This is a genomic window from Roseburia sp. AM51-8, from assembly GCF_003478275.1.
GTDB classification, from domain to species: Bacteria; Bacillota; Clostridia; order Lachnospirales; family Lachnospiraceae; genus Pararoseburia; species Pararoseburia lenta.
Window position 1 is genome coordinate 169,227 of the sequence record NZ_QUEY01000004.1, and the last position, 19,953, is coordinate 189,179.

The following is a 19,953-nucleotide window of genomic DNA, read 5'->3' on the forward strand; positions in this document are numbered from 1 at the left end:
CAAGGAAGAACTTTATTTGGTCATCAGACGATAAGATACCGAATCCGCCAACTGCTCTAAAGTTCTTGTAGCACAGGTCTTGACATCCTCCATATCCAGATACTGTCCTCTGTTGTAACCGCGATAAGTAACCGTCTTACTTCCGTCTGCATTTTCTGTCACCGTAGCGATTCCTTCTTCTATTTTTTTCTGCACTTTGTCGGAAAGTTCCACACCAGGAGCAACCGTCGTTGCGACCCAGTCTGGGCCTTGTGCATCCGGTTCAAAGGCATTCCAGAACTCAACTACATTTTTAAAGAATCCACCATAGACCTTAAATTCCTGTTCACGCACATAGCCGTTGTCTGCAAACTCTGCCGGCGTTCCGTGTACGGCTACCTTTAAAAACTGGCTGCGGTATCCTCCCATGATCAGATCATTTCCTGCTGCAAGGTCAAGATGTTTTTGACTCTTTGAACCCCAGTCTGTCATAACCAGTCCTCGGAATCCCCACTCACCGCGCAGCACATTTGTGATCAGTTCATAACTTGATGATGTGTGCGTGCCATTTAAGCAGTTGTAACTGGTTATCACTGTCTTTGGATCTGCTTCGCGCACGCAGATTTCAAAACCACGGAGATAAATCTCACGCAGCGCCCGCTCTGTCACCGTGTTGTTTTCCTGCGTTCGATCCTCCTCCTGATTGTTTGTTGCAAAGTGTTTGATGGAAACACCTGCACCCGGTGTCTTCTGCACACCGATCGTCATGGCAGCAGCCATTTTACCGGAAAGAAGCGGATCTTCAGAAAAATACTCAAAAGCACGACCGCCTAAATGTTCTTGCTTCTGCCGTTTCCTTTTGTACACGTTCTATACATGCCTGTGGTGTCGTAAGGACATCCATCTCATGATCTGCCTGCAATTGATTGCTTACCTGACGCAGTCTTGCTGTCGCATCTAGGCAAAGTAATGCCGCCACTGCCGTATTCTTAGAATCACTTCCCAAACGGATCAGATAATCTCCGGCTTCCATGATAAATGCTGCGGTTTCCATATCATAACTTGCCATAGATTCCGTCGGAATCCTAAGGGTAAGTTCCTCTGCTTCTCCTGCTGCAAGTGCTTTCGTCTTGCCATAGGCTTTTAATTCCTGATATGGTTTGCAAAGTTTACCATTTGGTGTGCTCACATAAACCTGTGCCACAAAACGTGATCTTATAGGACCAACATTTTTTACCTTAACCTTTAATGTGACCTCTTTCCAATCTGCTGCGATCTCCACCAGTTCATACTCCGGTTTGCCATAAGAAAGTCCATAACCAAACGGATAGAGTGGTTCTACGCCAAAACTGTCAAAATAGCGGTAACCGACAAAAATATCCTCCACGTAATCTTCCTGCAGATTGTTGCCGTCATTGGAACCAAAAGTAGCACTTGCCGGATTATCCTGGTAATTTTTTGCCCAGGTATCGGTCAGATGACCGGATGGACTGCTTTTTCCTGTCAGAATATCTGCCAGCGCATTTCCGGCCTCCATACCTGCCTGTCCTAAAAGAAGTGCCGCATCAATTCCTTCGATCTCCCCGATAAAATTAGCGTCAATCACACAAGTATTCAGTACGATAATGGTATGTTCAAAGGATGCTGCAATCTTTTTTATGTTATCCATTTCCCGATCAGACAGATAATAATCCCCTTTTTTTGCACGTCGATCATGATTCTCTCCGGCATTTCTTCGGACAACATAAAGCGCCGTCTTTGCACTACTACTTTCTTTGATATCTGCATCTGTCACTTCAATATCATCAATCAGAATGCTAAGGCCAGACCATGACCGATCCAGTTTGGACAAAGTCTTATCTTCCTTATTTGCTTTTTTACTGGCCTCCTGATAACGCTTTAACCAGTTTTTTGATGTAATTTGAATGCCTGCATTTTCCAATCCCTGCATGACATTTATCGTATAAGGTGCCATAACATAACCAGAGCCGGATCCGCACACAATGGTATCCACTGCGCCCGCCCCAAAAAGTGCCAGTTCTTTTTCAGCCAGCGGCAATAGATCCCCCTCATTCTTCAACAGCACAATACCGTCTGCTGCGATCTTTCTTGCATCCTGCATATGCTCCGGATATGGATGTTTTGCTGCTTTTCCGGTGATAAAGCCAATCGCCTGCCGAATATCCATAATAAAAACCTCCTGCCTGTTTTTTTATTATTTTAACATCTTAAAGATACAAAAAGAATATTCATTTTATATGATTGATTTACTTAATAAACATAATGTATACTTAAAGACTCTATCCGGGATTATCTGCATCGGAAAATATCATCATAAGCACTCATGCACGCCCCTATGTTTATGATTCACTATTGACCCGGTAGTATTCCCATGCACATTGTGCTATCATAGATTACTGAACCAAAACACATTTTAACAGAAAGAAAAACACATGAAGATAAAAAATACACTCAGCATACTTCTTTGCATCATCACCATCGCTCTTACTCTTATTTTCCATGAGCGTTTGGAAGAAAAAATACCGCATCTGCATGCACAAAATGTAAACGCTGCCGAGGATTTCTTGCCAGATTCACTGTATGCCGGCATTGTTTCCCAGACCTATCAATACAACCACAAAATCATAACCGGAGAGATTTCTCTCGATGATATTGCTCCTTTTTCCGAAGACCAGGTCTACACCTTTTTACAGGGACACCGTGCCTGGAGCGCCGGTGCCACATGGTCTGGCCAATGGTGTCAGAAATACGCCAAGGGACAGTATTTCAGTGGTTTTGGCTGTGGTTTCTGCTGTGTTGCCAACGTCTATAGCACCCTTTCGCCTTACACTTGCTCTCCCCTTGACGTCTACGATTATGCCTATAAGGAAACCGGCTATGCTCCTACCAAGGCATCCGCAGCTTTGGATTGGGGCAATATGAAAGTCATTCTTCGAGATATGGGAATGGACTGCGATGTGTATTATAAGGCGAACGACTATGCAGATTTTCAAAAGCAGGTAAAGACCAGCAAGATGACCATCGCCCTCGTCAGCAGTGCCAATGATGACAAACTCTGGCAAAGAGTTCCGGGTCACTATGTGACGCTCTGCCTCTATAACCCCACGGATGACACGATTCTCCTAGGTGACCCGGGATCTCCGACCAACAACCGGTCGCGCGTTCCCCTATCCTACGTTTATGACGCACTAAAAACGACCAGCAAGTTTCAATACCTACTGGTCGATGATTACGCAGAGGCAGACAATACTTGGCTGCATGACGGGATCGATGACAACTGGATCGCACCGGAGAATTTATAAATCTACCGATATTCCATGTCGGCGTAGACAGAGGCTACTGTAGTTCTGGCGGATTGCTGCTGAAGGACGAATATTCATATTGGCACCTCCTTGAAATAGCTGCGATAGTAATATTCTACTCATCTCATACAACAAATACAGAAAAATTGATCAGATTGGTTCTTAATGAAAAAACCTATCCCTCCAGATCTAGGCGCATATAGATCAGTTCCTGATATCCACTCATTCTGGAACAAAAGCCCTTGGGATTGCGTCCATATTCCACAAAACCCAGTTTCTGGTATAAGTGGATGGCAGATACATTATCCGCTACCACATCTAATTCCACTTGCGCATAGCCTGCATCTTTTGCACACTGCACACAGGCTTTGGTCAATGCCGTACCAAGTCCCAGTCCCCAGTATTCCTTTACAAGGCAAATACCAAATTCTGCCCGATGGCTGACTTTGTGACATGCGCCCACAGCATCGATCCCTGCCATTCCTACCACCTGATTTCCCACCAACGCAAGGATTTCCACCTCATTTGCACTTGCTGTTTTTCTTTCCAAAAACTCGCTTTCCTGTTCAGCATCCATAGAGGACTCATCCGGATAAGATAGAAGGAAATCTGTTTCTTCATGCGTAAGGTTAAAAACTTCCAGCGCTGCCTGCCCATCAGAAGCCACTCCACTTCTTAAAATTGCCGCCTGTCCATTTTTCATGATCAAATTTTTTCTGTATTGCATACCTGTTCCTTTCGTGTCATGTACTTTTTATCCATCATAACACAAAGAATAAAAGCATTGGTGAGTTCTCTATTTTATCAAGATCATCAATGCTTTTTCCTCGTTTTTTCTCCGTGAAATCTTACGATTTTCCTACAAATATTTTAGGTCTGTGGTAAGTCAGCCAATGATTTTGCCAGTTCTTCATCGGTCGGGATGTAATCGCCCATCTCGCCGTCATTGTATTTCTGGTATGCCACCATATCAAAGTAACCGGTTCCCGTCAAGCCAAAGACAATATTCTTTTCTTCTCCGGTCTCCTTGCAGCGCAGGGCTTCATCAATAGCAACCTTGATGGCGTGGCTGCTTTCCGGTGCCGGTAAAATACCCTCCACTCTGGCAAACTGCTCTGCTGCTTTAAAGACTTCAGTCTGCTCTACGGAACGGGCCTCCAACAATCCCTGATCGTATAATTCGGATACGATGGAACTCATGCCATGATAACGCAGGCCACCGGCATGGTTGGCAGACGGAATAAATTCACTTCCCAAGGTGTACATCTTTGCCAGCGGGGTAACCTTTCCGGTATCGCAGAAGTCATATGCATATTTACCTCTTGTCAGGCTCGGACAACTTGCCGGCTCCACTGCGATGATCTGGTAATCATTCTCGCCCCTTAACATTTCGCCCACAAATGGGGAGATCAGACCGCCCAGATTGGAACCGCCTCCGGCGCATCCGATGATAACATCTGCTTTGACGCCATATTTATCCAGAGCTGTTTTGGTCTCTAAACCAATGACAGACTGATGTAACAAAACCTGTGCCAAAACGGAGCCTAACACATATCGGTAACCTTCCTGCTTGGTCTCAGCCTCGACTGCTTCGGAAATAGCACATCCCAGACTTCCGGTCGTTCCCGGAAATTCTGCATTGATCTTTCTTCCGATCTCCGTTATCATGGAAGGGGAAGGTGTTACCGTCGCACCATAGGTTCTCATTACCTCCCGGCGGAATGGCTTTTGCTCATAAGAACATTTCACCATATAGACCTGACAATCCAGATCAAAATAAGAGCATGCCATGGAAAGTGCTGTTCCCCATTGTCCGGCTCCGGTCTCTGTCGTCACGCCCTTCAGACCCTGCTTCTTAGCATAATATGCCTGGGCTATGGCGGAGTTCAACTTGTGACTGCCGGATGTATTGTTGCCCTCAAACTTATAGTAAATATGTGCCGGTGTGCCAAGTTTTTCCTCCAGGCAATAGGCTCTTACTAAAGGCGATGGGCGGTACATTTTATAAAAATTCCGGATCTCTTCCGGGATATCAAAATACGCTGTCGTATCATCCAGTTCCTGCTTTGCCAGTTCCGTGCAGAATACCGCTTCCAGATCCTCAACGGTCATAGGCTGCAAGGTTGCAGGGTTTAAGAGTGGTGCAGGTTTCTTCTTCATATCTGCTCTAACGTTATACCATTGCTTTGGCATCTCCTGTTCATCCAGATAAATCTTGTAGGGAATTGTTGTCTTGTTCATGTTTCTTCCTTTCCTTGCTTTGCGAAATTTATTTACATGGAATGAGAGTGTGCGCTTACCTGATCTGATTAGCGGTCGTCAAATACACCATATAAATGCGTGTATTTTCCTCGTTGCCATAACAAAAAAACTCCCGTCCTAAATACATAGGACAGAAGTTATACTCCTGCGGTGCCACCTAATTTCATCCTGCTTCGGACAGAATACCCTCATTTATGTACCAACATACATAATCTGCTGTAACGTGCATCCCACGTCTCCCCTACTCGCCTGTGCTTTCAGTTCGCCCTCTGCAGTCCATTCTAGCACCCTTTCACCACTGTTATCCCACCACCAACAGTTCTCTGTGCACTTCCAAATGCTATACTCGTCTGCATCATCGGTTTTAATATAGTGACAGGATAATACATTAGTGCGGTAAAGTCAAGAGGTTTCTAAAAAAATATCTCCCCACCATACGGTAGGGAGATAAATTACATATGAATCCGCAATTACTTATTAGCAATAGCTGCCTGTGCAGATAGGTAAAAATATGGGGGTTTTTAATGAAATGAGCATTGTCCTCATTCTCTCCCCTATGTACCGAGGAAATCTTTTCGATTTCCTCCAATTTGATAATGCAGTTTTTCTTTCTGCCTTCCGCTGTAAAGGTCGCTTTCACATCTGCTGTCCCATTCAGATTAACATACCAATCAAATGTAGTATCCGATGTTGGTGTTATCAAATATACAAACTGATTGACAACATCGTGGCTGATAGTGCTACCACTAAAATCAACAAGGCTGTTCAGAGCAGAACGGATACCCTCTATATCCAATCCTTTCGGATTGCTTTTTTCCTGTGGAATTTCATCAAGTGCTTTTTGAAGTTTCTTGATTTCTTCATCGACAGGACTTCTCATTGCTTGATACTCGTCTTTGGAAATCTCTCCATCAGCTCTCATAGCAATCAAGTTAGTCATTCTGCTATTTGCCTTATCCAATTTCGCCTGTATCGTTACCGTATCGGATTGAGTTTCGTTAGATTTTTCTTCCTTATAATAACACTTAATAAGGTCTAACGCAATCAGTACAGACTCTTTTCTCTCTGTCCAGAGATGCTCTAACAGAGCTTTTGCCATAAAATCAAGTTTCCAATCGGTTATCATTCTGCTGTCACAATATCCCTCAGTGTCTAAACCGATTTCAGCTCTTTTCCGTTTAATTCCGTTGTTAAGCTGATTGTAGCATTGATAACCGTAAGAGGTTTTTCCGTCCAATTTCGTATGCCATTTGTTTTTACGATATGATGAGCCGCAGGAGCAACGCAGCTTGTTGACCCATATATCTCGTGAATCACGCTTACTATGTGTGTTTTTTCCTGCCGATACACATACAGGTTTTACTCTGCTTTCCCTTATTGCCTGTGCTTTATCCCATATCTCTTGAGAAATAATAGCAGGGAAATCTCCCTCAACATATTCATAAGTGGACATATCAAGATTGTTAATTCGCTTCTGCTCTAAAAAATTATTGCTTCTGGATTTGTTGTAACACTTTGTTCCTGTGTAGGTGGCATTTTTAATCGCTCTCATAATATTTGAAACGCTCCACTTTATAAGTCCAGAAGCTGTTTTCCTTTTTCGCTCCGTCAAAATCTTTGCGATTTTCATCGAGCCATAACCTTGCAGATACAAATCATATATCATTCTGACTGTTTCTGCCTGTTCCTCATTGATAACATAGGTATCTCCAACACGGTCATATCCTAAAATATTACCGTTTCCATAGAGAACACCATTATCACGGCTGATTTTCTGACCTGCTTTTACACGCTCGGAAGTCTTGCGACTTTCTTCCTGTGCCAATGTTGCCATAAGAGATAGCCGCAGTTCTCCATCTCCGTCCATTGTCCAAATATTATCGTCGATAAAAAACACCTCAACGCCTATGCCTTTCAACTCTCTTGTAACAACAAGGGTATCCACAACATTTCGTGCAAAACGGCATACCTCTCTGGTAACAATTAAATCAAATTTACCTTGCTTAGCATCTTCAATCATTTTCAAAAAGGCAGGACGTTTTTTTGCCTGTGTTCCCGTGATACCCTCATCAATATATCGTTCACAAACCGTCCAGTTCGGATGATATTTTACTTGGTCATCATACCATTGTAACTGATTTTCCAATGCAGATAACTGTGCTTCGTGTTCTGTTGATACACGACCATAAATAGCAACATTTCTGGCTCTATTTCTATCAAACTGAGCATAATCTGTGAGCTTAAATCGGTAATTATATTCATTTACTGCTGTATTCATAAAGCATACCTCCATTTCTGTGCTGATTACATTCTACCTATTATCAAGCCGCTTGTGAAATGTGCGAATTGTTGTGCTTCACGATATTTGTATATGTGGCTTGATTTATTTTCCCTTTTTCAAGAAGTATCTCAATGAGTTTCAGAGCTGCGGTATATTTATCTACTTTAATATTATCCATTTTGACCTCCTTTCAGAGAAACACTAATGGCAAGAGCCTTGTCAACTCTTGCTTTTCATGTTGGCGGCAATCCGCTTGTAGCCTGCAAGGTTTCCCGCATATATCGGGCTTCTTAAAATGCCCCTTACGCTGTTCTCGCTCCAAATATAACGGTTCTCCTCATTCTCCTCAAAATACCTCTCATAGCCTGTTGCCCCCTGCTCCGCCGCATAAGCGGCGGGGCGTAAGATATGCTGTTTGTTGATGTGCTTGCGGATTTTGGCGATTCCGTTGCCCGCTAACGCAAGGTCAAATATTTCCCTTACCACATGGGCAACTTTGTCATCTATCAGCAGATGGTTGTGGTCGGCGGGGTCTTTGACGTAACCGTATGGTGCTGTCGTCCCCATGAATTTCCCCTGCTGAAACCTCGCTCGGTACGCCGATTTTATCTTGACCGACACATCGGCGGAATACATTTCGTTTAGGATGTTGCGGAAAGGCGTGATGTCCATAGCGGATTTATTGAGCGTGTCCACGCCGTCATTGACCGCTATATACCTCACATTATGCTCTGGGAAAAACACTTCCAGATACAGTCCGCAATCAAGATAGTTCCTCCCCAGACGAGATAAATCTTTCGTGATAACGCAGTTTATCAGACCGCTTTCAATGTCCTTAATCATGTTCTGGAAACTTGGTCTTTGGAAATTTGTACCAGAGTAACCGTCGTCCACATACGTTTTTGCTAAGTGCCATCCCTGCTTTTTCACATAATCCGTGAGGATGGATTTCTGTGTCGCAATGCTCGCACTCTCGTTATCCGTGCCATCGTCTTTTGACAAGCGGCAGTACATGCCGACTTCATAAATCTTGTTCTCCATTCTTATTCCTGCCATACTGTAAAACCTCCATATCTGTCCTATCTGTTTTCATGTTCCATTGCGTACATTCTAAGCGGACAGCCCCTCATTGTCGAAGGTGTCGCCCTCGGCAATCTTCTTCCGAATATCCTCGGAAATAATCGGGATAAACGCTTCTGTGACTGTCTGCGTGCCGACATATTCACGGCTGATTATCATCTGAACTGGTGCTTTCGGCACGATACGCTTTCTCTTTTTATCTGCTTTCTTATCCTCGCCCATACTTAAATCTTCCTTTCCAGACAGGGCAGGAGAACGTCTGGAAACGCCCCGCCCTGTCAATCAGATACCATCAATCCCCGCTGTTTACTTCTTTCTGTAATGCTTCAAGGAGTGCTGCTGCTTCATCAGCGTTCAACGTGATACCCTTTCCGCACTTCTCACGGTTCGGGGAAAAGCTGCGGATGTCATATTTCGGCTCTCTTCCGTTCCATGAGATAAGATTGATTTCTTTTGTGTAGCCGCTGTCGCCCTTAGACAATACGGCGATTTCCTTTACAATCTCATACTGGATTTCTTTCATTCTTCATACCTCAATTTTCTGCATTTACCTCCCGAAAAGAGAAGATTAGCGGCTGTCCCTGCCCCGTTTCCTCTGCAATTCACGCTCCAAAAGTTTAATGATGGTTTCCTCCATCTGCTTCGGCGTTGTGTTCTTCGGAAAATACTTTTTCAGCTTGCTTGTGTTGATTTTCAAGGTTTCTTTCTGGTTTCCCTTTTCCTCCGTCATAATTGCAAATATCGTATCCATGTCAAGCCGCCCGCTCTGGCTTAGGCTTTTCATCCGCTGTGCCTGTGAGAGTGAGGGCGTTGCTTCTTCGCTCTCCATCGTGGCAAAGAGGTTTTCCTGCTCGTCTTTCTTCAAAAAGGACAGTTCCACCGCAGGCGTGAGGGCGATTTTCCCCTCGTCCACCATCCGCAAAATCGGCGGTATCAGTTCCGTCAAACGGATAAATCTTTGTACGGTCATCCTGCCTACGCCGAAGCCCTGTGCCACCTTGTCGTCCGTCCGCAACTTCGTCACAACTTGTGACGAGGTTAAGTCTGTGCGGAAACCCTGCCGCTTCATGGCTTCGGATTTCATCTTGTAGGCAAACGCCCGCTCTGATGGCAGGATATTCTCACGCTGTAAATTACTGTCTACAAGGGTGATGATGGCTCGGTCACGGTCTAAGGGCAGGACAAACGCAGGCACGGTATTTATCCCTGCAAGTTCAGACGCACGGACACGCCGCTGCCCTGCAATCACTTCATAGCCGTTCCCGTCCTCTTTCGGGCGTGTGATTATCGGCGTGACAATGCCAAATTCCTTGATGCTTTCCGCTAATTCTGACAGCGTTTCATCCTCTGCCACATGAAACGGATTGTCGGGAAACGGGTACAAGTCTTTGGTCTTTAACACCTTAAAATCCTGTTTCTACATTCACATATCTACCTTTCTTTCGCTCTGCTTTTATGGTTTTTCTGCAATTCTTCCAACACTTCGGGCGGTATCTTTGAGAGCAGCCGCCCCATCTGCTCGTTGGTTCTCTGCAACTCAAATATCTTCTGGTTCGCTTTCTGCACCTTTAGTTCCTGCTCATACTTTTCATCACGCATACGCCCCGCATAGTCTGATTCCTGCCCGATTTGCTCCTTTAGGCTATTGATATAGGCACTCTGCTTACTGATTTCCTTTGAGAATTTCTCCACGTCTGGGAGCCATGCCGCAATCAGTTCCAGAGCCTTGTCACGCTTCTTCCCTGCATTAAAGGCGTTGATGTCGGACAGTGCAGACACAATTTCCTCATACTGTTTATCAAGCCTGCCGCCCAACTTATAGAGCCATGTGGGGACATGTTTCCGCTTCGTTTCCATTGAGGACTGACCTCTTTCAAGCTGATTCCACCGTGAGGACATCCGCTCATGGTAGGCGGTCTGCCATTCGGACAGGCTCTTTTGATTGCCTAAAATTGTTTTGGCAGACAGCTTATTGTCTGGTGTAATCGGCACAAAACAGAGGTGCATATGCGGCGTTCTCTCGTCCATGTGGACGACTGCGGAGAGGATATTTTTCTCCCCGACACGCTCTGAAATGAAATCCAGAGCCATCGTAAAATACGCTTTCTGTTCTTTGGGCGGCAGGCTGTTCATAAATTCTGGCGAAGCCGTGATAAGCGTTTCCACCATCATCACGCTATCTTTCCTCGTCCTGCACCCTGCTTCGGCTACCATGCGGTTAATCTCTTTCTTGTAGGTGTACCTCGGCGGATTCACAAGATGGTAGTTATCTTTCGAGCGTTCCATATCTATATCTGGATTGCTTTTATAGGCTTCTTTTTTACGCTCGTTGTGGCGTTCGCAAGCCGCAACGCCGCCCGCTTTGCGTTTCTGGAAACGCAGGATTGCATAGGGCATAATTCATCATCTTCCTTTCTTCGGCGGGTAAACTGCCCTTTGGGTGACAGCGGTGACGGCGGTGACAGCAGTTTTGGGATACCCCCTACCGACTGCCTCAACTGTCACCCTTATTCCCTGCATGACGGTCATGTCGATGATGACGGTGTTTTTGGAATACCCCCTCGCAAGAGCCGTCACCGTCATGCTGCCATTCTTTTATCCGAAGCGTGGAGCGTAGGATAAGCAGGGCGTAAGACCTGCCATAAGGGAGTCCAGAGGGAACGTCTGGCACACGACTTTGCAGGGCAAAGTGTAGTGTGTTACACCCTGTAAACGCAGTCGGAAAAATCGGAAGGATTTTTCTGACCGCAGGGGTGGTTTTACACGCCGAAAAGGGCGGGTAAATCCTACGCCTGCACTTTGCGTTTACGGGGTGTTCTCCCGCAGGGATGACAGCGGCAGGGTATCCTAAAATCACTGTCACCGCCGTCACCGCTGTCACCCGCAGCAGAGTCGCCAGCTTTACACGGCTTTAAGCGTCAATGACAGTAACAGGGGGTATCCCAATATCGCTGTCACCACCGTCACCGCTGTCACCCGCCCGCTTTGCAAGCGAAATCTGCCTGCCGTGTTTTTTGCGGCTGTACTGATAAACGATATGGTTCTCATTTAAAAATGTGGTGCGGTATTCATTGAGCCATTTCGTAATCACCGTGGGTATGGTTTCCGTTTCCCTCATAGCGGCTAACAGCTCCGTTGCCGTGCCTGCCCATTCTTCCTTATCCCTCATAAAATCCACCAACCGAAAAAGGACGTCTGGTATCGTTTCTTTCGCAAGCTGCTCCTGCGTTTTTCTCTCCACAAGTTCCCAACTGCAATCACGGAAACGCAGCGTGTATTCCTGATAGGGCGTGTCCCTGCCCGTCACATACAGCTTGGCGGTGTCGGATGCCCGTTTCTCCTTTTCCAGAACAAAGGTAGCGTCCGCACTCCCCGTTAAGCCTGTCGTCCCAGACACCTTGTTGAACACATCGCTGTCATTCTGCTTTCGGATGTGGTGTACGACAATGACCGCCAATGAATGCCTGTCGGCAAAGTCTTTGATTAGTGAGATGTCCCCATAGTCGCTTGCGTAGGCATTGTCTTTTGAAGCTGTACGGACTTTCTGCAAAGTGTCAATGACAATAAGCCTGCTGTTTGGGTAATCTTTCAGATAATCTTCAAGCTGCACGATAAGACCGTCTGACAGCTTGCAGCTTGCCACGGCAAAGTGAAGCCGCCTGCTCGCTTCGTTCGTCAATCGGAACAGCCTGTCCTGTATACGGCAGAACGTGTCCTCAAGGCAGAGGTAAAGCACGTCGCCTCCATTGTCGGCATATCCCACAAGGGAAGTCCCTGCGACACGCATAAACATAGCTTCAGCATGAGCCAGCTCTTTCCTATCTTCTGTGAGCCGCAGAACAGCGACAAGCCTGTGGGGATAAGGCTGTCCACCACAAAGGACGGCTTCTCAAGCGGTTCATAAAGGAGCGTTTCGGCGTTGACTGTCTGTAACTTCTGCATGGCTTTCCTCCTTTCGGGCGGTGTTTTTGTTTTCGTTGCACATAGGCGTTGACCTCCTTAAAAATAGATTTACTCCCACGAAGAAAAAGTGAGAGTATGTAATGCCGCCAATCCCACACAAATAAAAAACAGATTTCTTTTTCGGGCGGTGTCGGTCACGGTTGGAGATACTTCCTCATTTCCGCCTTTACTTTCTCCTTTGCAATCGCAACAGATTTCTGTATTGCCGAAGCGGTGCAATGCTCCATAGCGGCGATTTGGTAAAAATTGAACTCATACTCGTAGTAGAGCAGGAAACGCCGCCTTTGTATCTCTGGCAGTCCGTCAACCGCCTTACAGAGCAGTTCTGCCCGTTCTGCCTCAATCATTTGTTCCTCTATGCTCTTAGGCAGCTTCAACGCCCGCCTGTTCAGCGTTTCGTCCCATACTTCCGAAAACTCCCTGTGCCGCTCGTCCCATTGGAGGAGATTCCTGTTCCTGCGTTCCATCTGCCGAAACTCCATAAAGAACTGTTCCGACACTTCCAACTCGTGGGATTTGCCCTGCCCGTCCTTAAAGCTGATAAAATACCTTGTGCCGCTTTCCGTGGATTCCTCCCGAAGCGTGTACGCCTTAACTCTGTATGCCATCCCGCTTGCCTCCTGCAAAAAATAAGTGAGGGGATTTCCATCCCTCACCCAGTAGCCCGCAGGACGGCAGGCTGTTTTAGACGCTATAAAATTTTCGTAGCTTCTTCCGCAGATGGTCTAACCTCGCATAGATGGCACCAGTCGTCAAATGCACGAGCGGGGCAATCTCCTTTGTGGAATACCCCTGCATTTTCAGCAGGACGATTTTCAAGGTACGCCCGTCCACCGCGACTAATACTTGATAGAGATTTTCGCTCTCAATCTCGTCCAGTAACTCCGCAACCGTACCCACTTCCGTCTGCCGCTCCCTGTCTGCCATGTCCTCAAGGTATTCCGCAATGTCATTCGTCCATCGGTAAAACCGCCTGTTGGAATTGAAGTCTGCCCTGTCCGCAATGCGTATCTGCTCAATGGTCGCTTCATCAACGCCGCACTCACGCAGCAGCTTTTCCTCCGCTTCTTTCCAGATACGCCATTTCCTGTCCTCCCGTCCGTGGTTATATGCCATGCTTCTTTTCCTCCAATCAGAATTGATTGAGAGGGCAGAGAAAAACCCCCTCATTTTCCCAAAGGAAAAAACAAGGGGGCTGAACGCCTTAAATTTTAATTTTCTATTATCTTTCTTAGTTTTCTTAGGATTCTGGCTTTGCGTTTGTTCACAACGCTCTGGGTTATGCCGAACCTCGCCCCGACTTCACGCTCAGAAAGTCCGTCAAAAAAGATTGCCTGTATCAATTCCTGTTCACTATCCGACAGCAAAGGCAGGGCGGCTTTCAGCCTGTCCACCATAACCGCATTGACAACGGTTTCCGCAATGTCTGCCGCTTCATCAGCGATAAAGTCTAAAGGCTTCCCCTCGCTGTCCGTAAATCCATCCAGAGAAAGCAGGCTGTTCTTCGTATCTAATTTTTTCAGATAACGCCACCGTTCCTTATCTCGGTAGAAGTCCGTGTATTGCTCCCTCACGACTTCAAGCAGACAGCCTTGAATGGGGATAAACAGCTTGTCCATATAGGTCTGGTCGGATTCCCTGCGGCGGCAGAAATCCGTATAGGACAGTTCCACATATCTGCCGCTTTCCTTGATATATACCTTTCTCGGTGCGTATTTCACTGTAAGTACCTCCCATCTGAATTTTTGAAATGTTCAAAATCCAGATGGAGAGGTGGCGAACGACACCTAACACCACTAATAGCCCTATGGCACTTTCCAACAAAAATCGACAAAAGAAAAACCGCAAAGGCTCTGTGACCTTTACGGTTATAGGAAATAGTAATTCTATTGTATGGAGATTGTACTTCTACTTTCAAGGTGAGAAGTACCGTTGCACTGGCAGAAATTTTTTTAACTGGTTTCCTGCCGTTCTCTGATATGCTATGTATTGATAAATTTTGCTTCGTATGAGCAGATAGATAACTGCCCGAAAAAAGGACATAAAAAAATCCCTCCAAATTTAAAAACAAATTCAGAGGGTAATTTAGGGTATAACAAAATAACCCACCCGAATATCGTTTTTTTTATTTGGTGAGTTTGTTCTTTCAAATACGAAACAAATGCTCATGTACGGTAAAGTATCACAAGAAAATTATGTCGAATTGACAGCCGCCTCCGCTATACCGAATAAGGAAATAAAGAGTCCTCAAATTTTGCGCTACTAAATGAAGACGAGCGGAAGTAATCTCCCGCTCGTCAGTAAACTTAACTATGCCATATCAATCCCGCTTCTTTCCCGCCACCGGCACTAAGAACAGCGCGGGCAACAGCAGGAAAGCGGTACAGACCAGCCCCCAGGGTATGGACACCTGCTGGGCTACCAGCCCCACAATAGGCCCGCCGATGATCTGCCCGAAAGAGTCCAGCTGTCCGCTGGTGGAAAAGACTGTGGCGCGCATTTTCTCATCCACTTGGTCGTTCATCCAGGCGGCCAGCACAGGCTCCTTGATGGTGCGCATAAGCCCCGCCAGCAGGAACACCAACAACATGAACCAAAAGCTCCGCCCCACCGCGAAGAGAACCAGGAACAGGATATACCCGGCGCTGGTGGACATGACCACACTGGTTCGGCTGACAGTCCCTTTTTTCTCCATGCGGGCGATGAGCAACTGAGAAGCCAGAATACCTAAGCCGTTGCCGATAAGACTGATAACACCGAACCAAGTGACGCTGTTCAGCGGCCCGATAACGGGTATTACCGTGTCATCCAGAAAATGAGCGGTGGAGAGCCGGTCAAAGCCTTCACTGGCAAGTCCCCCGCATAGTGTGATTGCTAAGAGCGCCAGCAACACAGGTGCGCCTTTCACAAAGCCCAGGTTGAGCTTGAACAGGCAGACAAAGTCTTTAAGCAAGCCCTGCCGTTCCTCAATAGCAGGGGAGAAGTTGGTTTCTGGCATGATGCGAACCATCACCAGCCCCAACAACAAGCACAAACTGCCCCCCAAGATGAGAGGCATTTGCAGGTTTATGTTTCCCAGCAGTGTGCCCAGCACCACGCCCAGAACGCCGCCGATTTGCCCCATTTGACTGCCCCGCAGGAACACCTTGTCTATGGGTTTGTCCTCTTCCTCCGAGGCAATCCACGCCTCCAGAGCGCCGGTGATGAAGGTATCACCGCAACCCCAGACAACCTGGGCCAGCAGAACCGGCGCGAACCACGGTAGCGCACCCTCCATCAGAAAGCCCAGGCCGTAGAGGAACATTCCAATCAGCACCGAGCGCCGACGGCTATACAAATCCGCCACCACACCGGTGGGCATCTCGAACAGAAAGCAGGAGGTCTCCTGAACCGTCCCTACCAGGACAAGCTGGAAAGCATCCAGCTGCACCACCTCCAGGTGGTACACGATGGAAAGCACTGTGGACATAGAAACCGCCAGGGAACAGACAAATCGGAACAGCAGGTAGACAGAATATGCCTTTGAATTTTTAGCAAACATGAAGTTACATTCTCCTTTCAAATCTCATTTTATATGACTTTTGCAAGCTGTTAAGCTAACTTGTGGAACATATGCCGAACCTTATCTATACGGCTATTCGGGCGGCGGGGTTGGCAAATAAATTTACCAATAGCTGGCTGGTATCCTTTTAACTCTGTCAAGCAGACTCCCTGCCCATTTGTGAAATAAGTTAAATCGTTCCTGTATTCTTGAATACATCTAGCAGGGATTTCTCCTTTCAGAATGACCTCGTCATTCTTTATCTGAGTACTTACAATATCTGCACAATACCTTGGAGCATCATGATACGCCCGTGAGAGATATTCCTGCGGTGCATAAATTTCAAAGTGGAGATATGGCTCTAATAGTTCTGTCCCTGCTTTTTTTAAAGCCTGCTCCAATACGATAGGGGAAAGCAGCCGAAAGTCTGCGGGGGTACTTACAGGACTATAATACAATCCATATTCAAAACAGATTTTACAGTCTGTCACTTTCCATCCATACAGCCCCTGCTCGCAGCCATAAAGAACCCCCTCCATAACCGCATTTTGGAACGATTGATTTAAATATCCAAGTGAAACTCTGCTTTCATACTGCACTCCGCTTCCAATAGGGAGCGGCTCTATGGACAACCCGACAGAAGCCCAGAAAGGATTTGGCGGGACTTCTATGTGGATGGTATATTCTGCTTTTCTAAGCGGTCTTTCCATATATATAACAGTAGGCTCTTTTATTTCTGCCTCCACATGATATTTTTCCTCAAGGATGGCACAAATGACTTCCATCTGCACATTCCCCAAAAAAGATAACATAATCTCATGGGTAACAGTATCAATGTCAAAATGCAAAAGAGGGTCTGTATCAGCAATCTCTGCGAGGGCATTTAACAGGGCTTCCCTTTGCTCCGGCTTTTGCGGCTCTACCGTTGTCCGAAGTAATGGCATGGGATTATCAATCCGTGTTTTGTGAGGCAGGAGTTTTTCATTTCCCAGGATATCGTTCAGTTTCAAAGTATCATCAGCTAAAATAACAATTTCTCCCGGACAGGCATGGTCAGCCGGGACGATTTCACCGTTTGTCGGAACACACATCTCTGTGATTTTTATTTTCTCTTTTTCAGATATTCTAATAACATCCCTCAAATGCAATGTTCCGCTATATATACGCACATAAACAAAACGCCGCCTTTTCTCTGAATATTCAATCTTAAAAACCTGCCCGCATAGTTCAGATTGACCTTCAGGCGTTGATGAATAAAATTTACTGGCAATTACTTCTATAAGCTGCCGAATCCCCAGATTGTTTTTAGCGCTTCCGTGATAAACGGGAAATAACGTTCCGTTTTGGAATCTCCTGTTTTCTTCCTGTTCCAGTTCTGACATTTTAAACGGTTTCCCTGACATATATTTCTCTAATAGTTCATCGTTTCCCATAATTACCGCATCCCACTGTTCCATATCGTCATTGTCCGTTACATTTATATGGGGATGCTGCCCAACCTTTTGCTTCACTATAATTTCCGAAGAAAGCTTTGCTTTCATTTCCCGATATACCATTGGCAAATCAATCCCCTCTTGGTCAATTTTATTGATGAAAAAAATTGTCGGAATCTTCATTATCTGTAGTGCATGAAACAGTATACGGGTCTGTGCCTGTATGCCATCCTTTGCAGAAACTAATAATACTGCTCCGTCTAATACGGATAAAGAACGGTATACTTCCGCCAAAAAATCCATATGGCCTGGCGTATCTATAATGTTGACTTTTACATCCTCCCACTGAAAAGATGTCACTGCTGTCTGGATAGTGATTCCCCTTTGACGCTCCAAATTCATTGTATCTGTCCTTGTTGTGCCTTCATCTACGCTCCCTAGTTCTGCAATTGCACCACTGGTATACAATAAACTTTCCGTTAATGTTGTCTTTCCTGCGTCAACGTGAGCCAGAATGCCTAAGTTAATTATTTTCATGTGATTTTCCTCCTATCAACACCCAAAAAAGGGCATAAAAATACCCAGTGATAAATACTCCTATCACTGGGTAAATAACTCCAATAGCCCCAAAACACTTATATGTTTTCGGGCATATAAAATTACATGATAAAAGTATTCTTAAACTGGGTACAAAAAACTAAGCCCCATATTAAAAGTGAAACGAGACTGCTACTTTTTGTTCCCACTATCAAATTGACAGTTTATTTAAGAATACCTTGCCGCATATTTATTAACTCCTTGTATAATACTGAATCTAATTATATTCCTTAACCCTTTATTTGTCAAGCTGACAAACTAAAGCAGAAAAAGCGGCAGGATTTCCCCCTGCCACTAATCATCTGTTTATGCAAAAATAATTTCCTTTTCCACAATCTCCCTCGCACAAGCCCTTATGTTATTGAGGCATCCTGTCCATTCTAAGGCGTTTTCTGCCTTTAGCTGTTCCGTTATGCCCTGTGCCTGTTTCATACCCTCTATGAGCCTTTCAAAGCGTTCCTGTGCCTGTCTGTTGATGTCGGCAAGGTAGGCGTTTAGCCTGCCGCTTGTAAGAAGATTGGTGTATGTAACTTTACGGTACTGTTTTAGATAATCTAAATGCCGTTGCCCCCAGATGCCTATTGCCTGTTCTTCTTCGGCGGGTACAGTTAAGCACGGTATCAAATAATCCCCTTGCCTTTCGTATTTGCCGCCCAGTTCCTCAAATAATGATTTTGCCATTGTCTGTTACCTCCACATTCTTTTTTATTTTGAATGTCCGCAAAATCCGTCCTACATCGGAAGGACGCCACGGACAATCAAGGTTATGGATTGCTATGAGCCTGTCCTGCACATTCGTACCTGCTCCCATCTTAGGAGTAGAGCCGAACAGCACACGGACTTCGCCGCTTCTGACCTTGCCGAACAACTCTTTTTTCTGTGCATCGGTGGTCGCTTCATGAATAAAGCGTATCTGCTCCGCAGGAATATCACGGGCTATCAGCTGCTCCCTCATATCGTCATAAACATTGAAAGTACCATTACGGCACTGCATATGTTCCTATATTATAAACAGAATTTCAGGACTCTGCCAAGTACTTTATGCTCGAGGCATCTGCAGTATCTGTTCGAATGACCTTATATTTCAAATCCTATCCCTCCCGCAGCATCTGTCTTAAATCATCAAATGTTCCACTAATCGGTGCCACTCTATCAGTTCTTACAATACCTCTCTTTCTTCATAGTCACATTATATTCTAATTTGCATATCTTATATATCATTTCTGTATATAGAAAAAGTGTGCTTTACCGCACACTCTTTGCTATAAATATACTCTTAAATCACTACACAAATCAGTTTCCAAATTGATCAATTTCTTCGTGATTGCCTTTGCCCTATCATCCGCTGCCTTATACTGATTTAAATACCGACTCAAAGACTTCACTCCCATATTACATCCGTCCGTCATAAGTTCCGCAATGGTTTCATCCGATGTATTCATCGCAAGTCTCATATTCGTTTTGATCCAAGACATTCCTTGCGCCATTACGTTC

The 19,953-nt window shown here is 45.5% G+C and carries 19 protein-coding genes and 3 pseudogenes; 1 reads left to right on the forward strand and 21 read right to left on the reverse strand.

All coding sequences use genetic code 11. From position 1 onward, the window contains the following. Positions 1–12 precede the first annotated feature (12 nt). Both DW996_RS10045 and DW996_RS10050 read right to left on the reverse strand, forming a co-directional pair. Positions 13–846, reverse strand: coding sequence for a glycoside hydrolase family 3 N-terminal domain-containing protein (locus DW996_RS10045; RefSeq protein ID WP_118535614.1), 834 nt, complete (start codon positions 844–846; stop codon positions 13–15). Further along, positions 794–2,167: a glycoside hydrolase family 3 C-terminal domain-containing protein gene (locus tag DW996_RS10050; RefSeq protein WP_118535616.1), complete on the reverse strand. Its 1,374-nt coding sequence runs from the start codon at positions 2,165–2,167 to the stop codon at positions 794–796. Before DW996_RS10050 ends, DW996_RS10045 begins: the two co-directional genes overlap by 53 nt. Positions 2,168–2,432: 265 nt before the next feature. On the opposite strand from DW996_RS10050, the gene DW996_RS13440 reads away from it, so the two are divergent. Then, positions 2,433–3,302, forward strand: coding sequence for a chaperonin (locus DW996_RS13440; RefSeq protein ID WP_243098746.1), 870 nt, complete (start codon positions 2,433–2,435; stop codon positions 3,300–3,302). Between the two features lie 175 nt (positions 3,303–3,477). On the opposite strand, the gene DW996_RS10065 is transcribed toward DW996_RS13440, so the two are convergent. From DW996_RS10065 to DW996_RS10155, 19 genes and pseudogenes are all read right to left on the reverse strand, one after another. Then, positions 3,478–4,029, reverse strand: a complete 552-nt coding sequence (locus tag DW996_RS10065; RefSeq protein WP_118535618.1) for a GNAT family N-acetyltransferase — start codon at positions 4,027–4,029, stop codon at positions 3,478–3,480. A gap of 143 nt (positions 4,030–4,172) precedes the next feature. Then, on the reverse strand, positions 4,173–5,543 hold the full coding sequence (locus DW996_RS10070) for a TrpB-like pyridoxal phosphate-dependent enzyme (protein WP_118535620.1): 1,371 nt from the start codon (positions 5,541–5,543) through the stop codon (positions 4,173–4,175). A 409-nt stretch (positions 5,544–5,952) separates the two neighbouring features. Further along, positions 5,953–7,842: a recombinase family protein gene (locus DW996_RS10075; RefSeq protein ID WP_243098747.1), complete on the reverse strand. Its 1,890-nt coding sequence runs from the start codon at positions 7,840–7,842 to the stop codon at positions 5,953–5,955. 43 nt (positions 7,843–7,885) lie between these two features. After that, a complete protein-coding gene (locus DW996_RS13025) occupies positions 7,886–8,023 on the reverse strand; it encodes a hypothetical protein (protein ID WP_158575314.1) in 138 nt (45 codons plus the stop codon). Positions 8,024–8,070: 47 nt separating this feature from the next. After that, positions 8,071–8,901 (reverse strand): annotated as a pseudogene (locus tag DW996_RS10080) (recombinase family protein); the annotation flags it as partial. A gap of 54 nt (positions 8,902–8,955) precedes the next feature. Continuing rightward, positions 8,956–9,147: a hypothetical protein gene (locus DW996_RS10085; protein ID WP_002596259.1), complete on the reverse strand. Its 192-nt coding sequence runs from the start codon at positions 9,145–9,147 to the stop codon at positions 8,956–8,958. Between the two features lie 70 nt (positions 9,148–9,217). Next, complete coding sequence (locus DW996_RS10090; protein ID WP_002596258.1) at positions 9,218–9,448, reverse strand: YdbC family protein; 231 nt, start codon at positions 9,446–9,448, stop codon at positions 9,218–9,220. Between the two features lie 45 nt (positions 9,449–9,493). Then, the gene (locus tag DW996_RS10095; RefSeq protein WP_243098748.1) at positions 9,494–10,327 is read right to left on the reverse strand and encodes a ParB/RepB/Spo0J family partition protein; all 834 of its coding nucleotides are present in this window, start codon (positions 10,325–10,327) and stop codon (positions 9,494–9,496) included. Between the two features lie 29 nt (positions 10,328–10,356). Next, entirely contained in the window at positions 10,357–11,322 is a 966-nt protein-coding gene (mobV, locus tag DW996_RS10100; RefSeq protein WP_002596256.1) for a MobV family relaxase, read from the reverse strand. A 6-nt stretch (positions 11,323–11,328) separates the two neighbouring features. Further along, positions 11,329–11,508 (reverse strand): hypothetical protein, encoded by a 180-nt coding sequence (locus tag DW996_RS10105; RefSeq protein WP_004613323.1) that lies wholly within the window; start codon positions 11,506–11,508, stop codon positions 11,329–11,331. A 328-nt stretch (positions 11,509–11,836) separates the two neighbouring features. Next, positions 11,837–12,867, reverse strand: a pseudogene (locus tag DW996_RS10115) (AAA family ATPase). A gap of 155 nt (positions 12,868–13,022) precedes the next feature. Beyond that, entirely contained in the window at positions 13,023–13,496 is a 474-nt protein-coding gene (locus DW996_RS10120) for an RNA polymerase sigma factor (RefSeq protein ID WP_002596254.1), read from the reverse strand. A 76-nt stretch (positions 13,497–13,572) separates the two neighbouring features. Beyond that, a complete protein-coding gene (locus tag DW996_RS10125; protein WP_002596253.1) occupies positions 13,573–14,004 on the reverse strand; it encodes a sigma-70 family RNA polymerase sigma factor in 432 nt (143 codons plus the stop codon). A 95-nt stretch (positions 14,005–14,099) separates the two neighbouring features. Further along, positions 14,100–14,609: a sigma-70 family RNA polymerase sigma factor gene (locus DW996_RS10130; RefSeq protein WP_002596252.1), complete on the reverse strand. Its 510-nt coding sequence runs from the start codon at positions 14,607–14,609 to the stop codon at positions 14,100–14,102. A 599-nt stretch (positions 14,610–15,208) separates the two neighbouring features. Continuing rightward, positions 15,209–16,429, reverse strand: coding sequence for a tetracycline efflux MFS transporter Tet(40) (gene tet(40) / locus DW996_RS10140; protein WP_109215034.1), 1,221 nt, complete (start codon positions 16,427–16,429; stop codon positions 15,209–15,211). A 50-nt stretch (positions 16,430–16,479) separates the two neighbouring features. After that, complete coding sequence (gene tet(O), locus DW996_RS10145) at positions 16,480–18,399, reverse strand: tetracycline resistance ribosomal protection protein Tet(O) (protein ID WP_109215033.1); 1,920 nt, start codon at positions 18,397–18,399, stop codon at positions 16,480–16,482. A 366-nt stretch (positions 18,400–18,765) separates the two neighbouring features. Beyond that, a complete protein-coding gene (locus DW996_RS10150; RefSeq protein ID WP_001129922.1) occupies positions 18,766–19,140 on the reverse strand; it encodes a TnpV protein in 375 nt (124 codons plus the stop codon). Beyond that, positions 19,121–19,441 (reverse strand): annotated as a pseudogene (locus tag DW996_RS13030) (hypothetical protein); the annotation flags it as partial. The gene DW996_RS10150 and the pseudogene DW996_RS13030, both read right to left, overlap by 20 nt. Positions 19,442–19,721: 280 nt before the next feature. Continuing rightward, positions 19,722–19,946: a hypothetical protein gene (locus tag DW996_RS10155; RefSeq protein WP_186854601.1), complete on the reverse strand. Its 225-nt coding sequence runs from the start codon at positions 19,944–19,946 to the stop codon at positions 19,722–19,724. Between the last annotated feature and the right edge of the window lie 7 nt (positions 19,947–19,953).

What these genes read in the sequence shown, in the direction of transcription:
- DW996_RS10120 (WP_002596254.1), bottom strand. Translation starts at nt 13,496, where the DNA reads ATGGCATACAGAGTTAAGGCGTACACGCTTCGGGAGGAATCCACGGAA.
- DW996_RS10105 (WP_004613323.1), bottom strand. Translation starts at nt 11,508, where the DNA reads ATGACGGTGACGGCTCTTGCGAGGGGGTATTCCAAAAACACCGTCATC.
- DW996_RS13025 (WP_158575314.1), bottom strand. Translation starts at nt 8,023, where the DNA reads ATGGATAATATTAAAGTAGATAAATATACCGCAGCTCTGAAACTCATT.
- DW996_RS10065 (WP_118535618.1), bottom strand. Translation starts at nt 4,029, where the DNA reads ATGCAATACAGAAAAAATTTGATCATGAAAAATGGACAGGCGGCAATT.
- DW996_RS10125 (WP_002596253.1), bottom strand. Translation starts at nt 14,004, where the DNA reads ATGGCATATAACCACGGACGGGAGGACAGGAAATGGCGTATCTGGAAA.
- DW996_RS10075 (WP_243098747.1), bottom strand. Translation starts at nt 7,842, where the DNA reads ATGAATACAGCAGTAAATGAATATAATTACCGATTTAAGCTCACAGAT.
- DW996_RS10085 (WP_002596259.1), bottom strand. Translation starts at nt 9,147, where the DNA reads ATGGGCGAGGATAAGAAAGCAGATAAAAAGAGAAAGCGTATCGTGCCG.
- DW996_RS10090 (WP_002596258.1), bottom strand. Translation starts at nt 9,448, where the DNA reads ATGAAAGAAATCCAGTATGAGATTGTAAAGGAAATCGCCGTATTGTCT.
- DW996_RS10070 (WP_118535620.1), bottom strand. Translation starts at nt 5,543, where the DNA reads ATGAACAAGACAACAATTCCCTACAAGATTTATCTGGATGAACAGGAG.
- DW996_RS13440 (WP_243098746.1), top strand. Translation starts at nt 2,433, where the DNA reads ATGAAGATAAAAAATACACTCAGCATACTTCTTTGCATCATCACCATC.
- DW996_RS10150 (WP_001129922.1), bottom strand. Translation starts at nt 19,140, where the DNA reads ATGGCAAAATCATTATTTGAGGAACTGGGCGGCAAATACGAAAGGCAA.
- DW996_RS10050 (WP_118535616.1), bottom strand. Translation starts at nt 2,167, where the DNA reads ATGGATATTCGGCAGGCGATTGGCTTTATCACCGGAAAAGCAGCAAAA.
- mobV (WP_002596256.1), bottom strand. Translation starts at nt 11,322, where the DNA reads ATGCCCTATGCAATCCTGCGTTTCCAGAAACGCAAAGCGGGCGGCGTT.
- DW996_RS10155 (WP_186854601.1), bottom strand. Translation starts at nt 19,946, where the DNA reads ATGGCGCAAGGAATGTCTTGGATCAAAACGAATATGAGACTTGCGATG.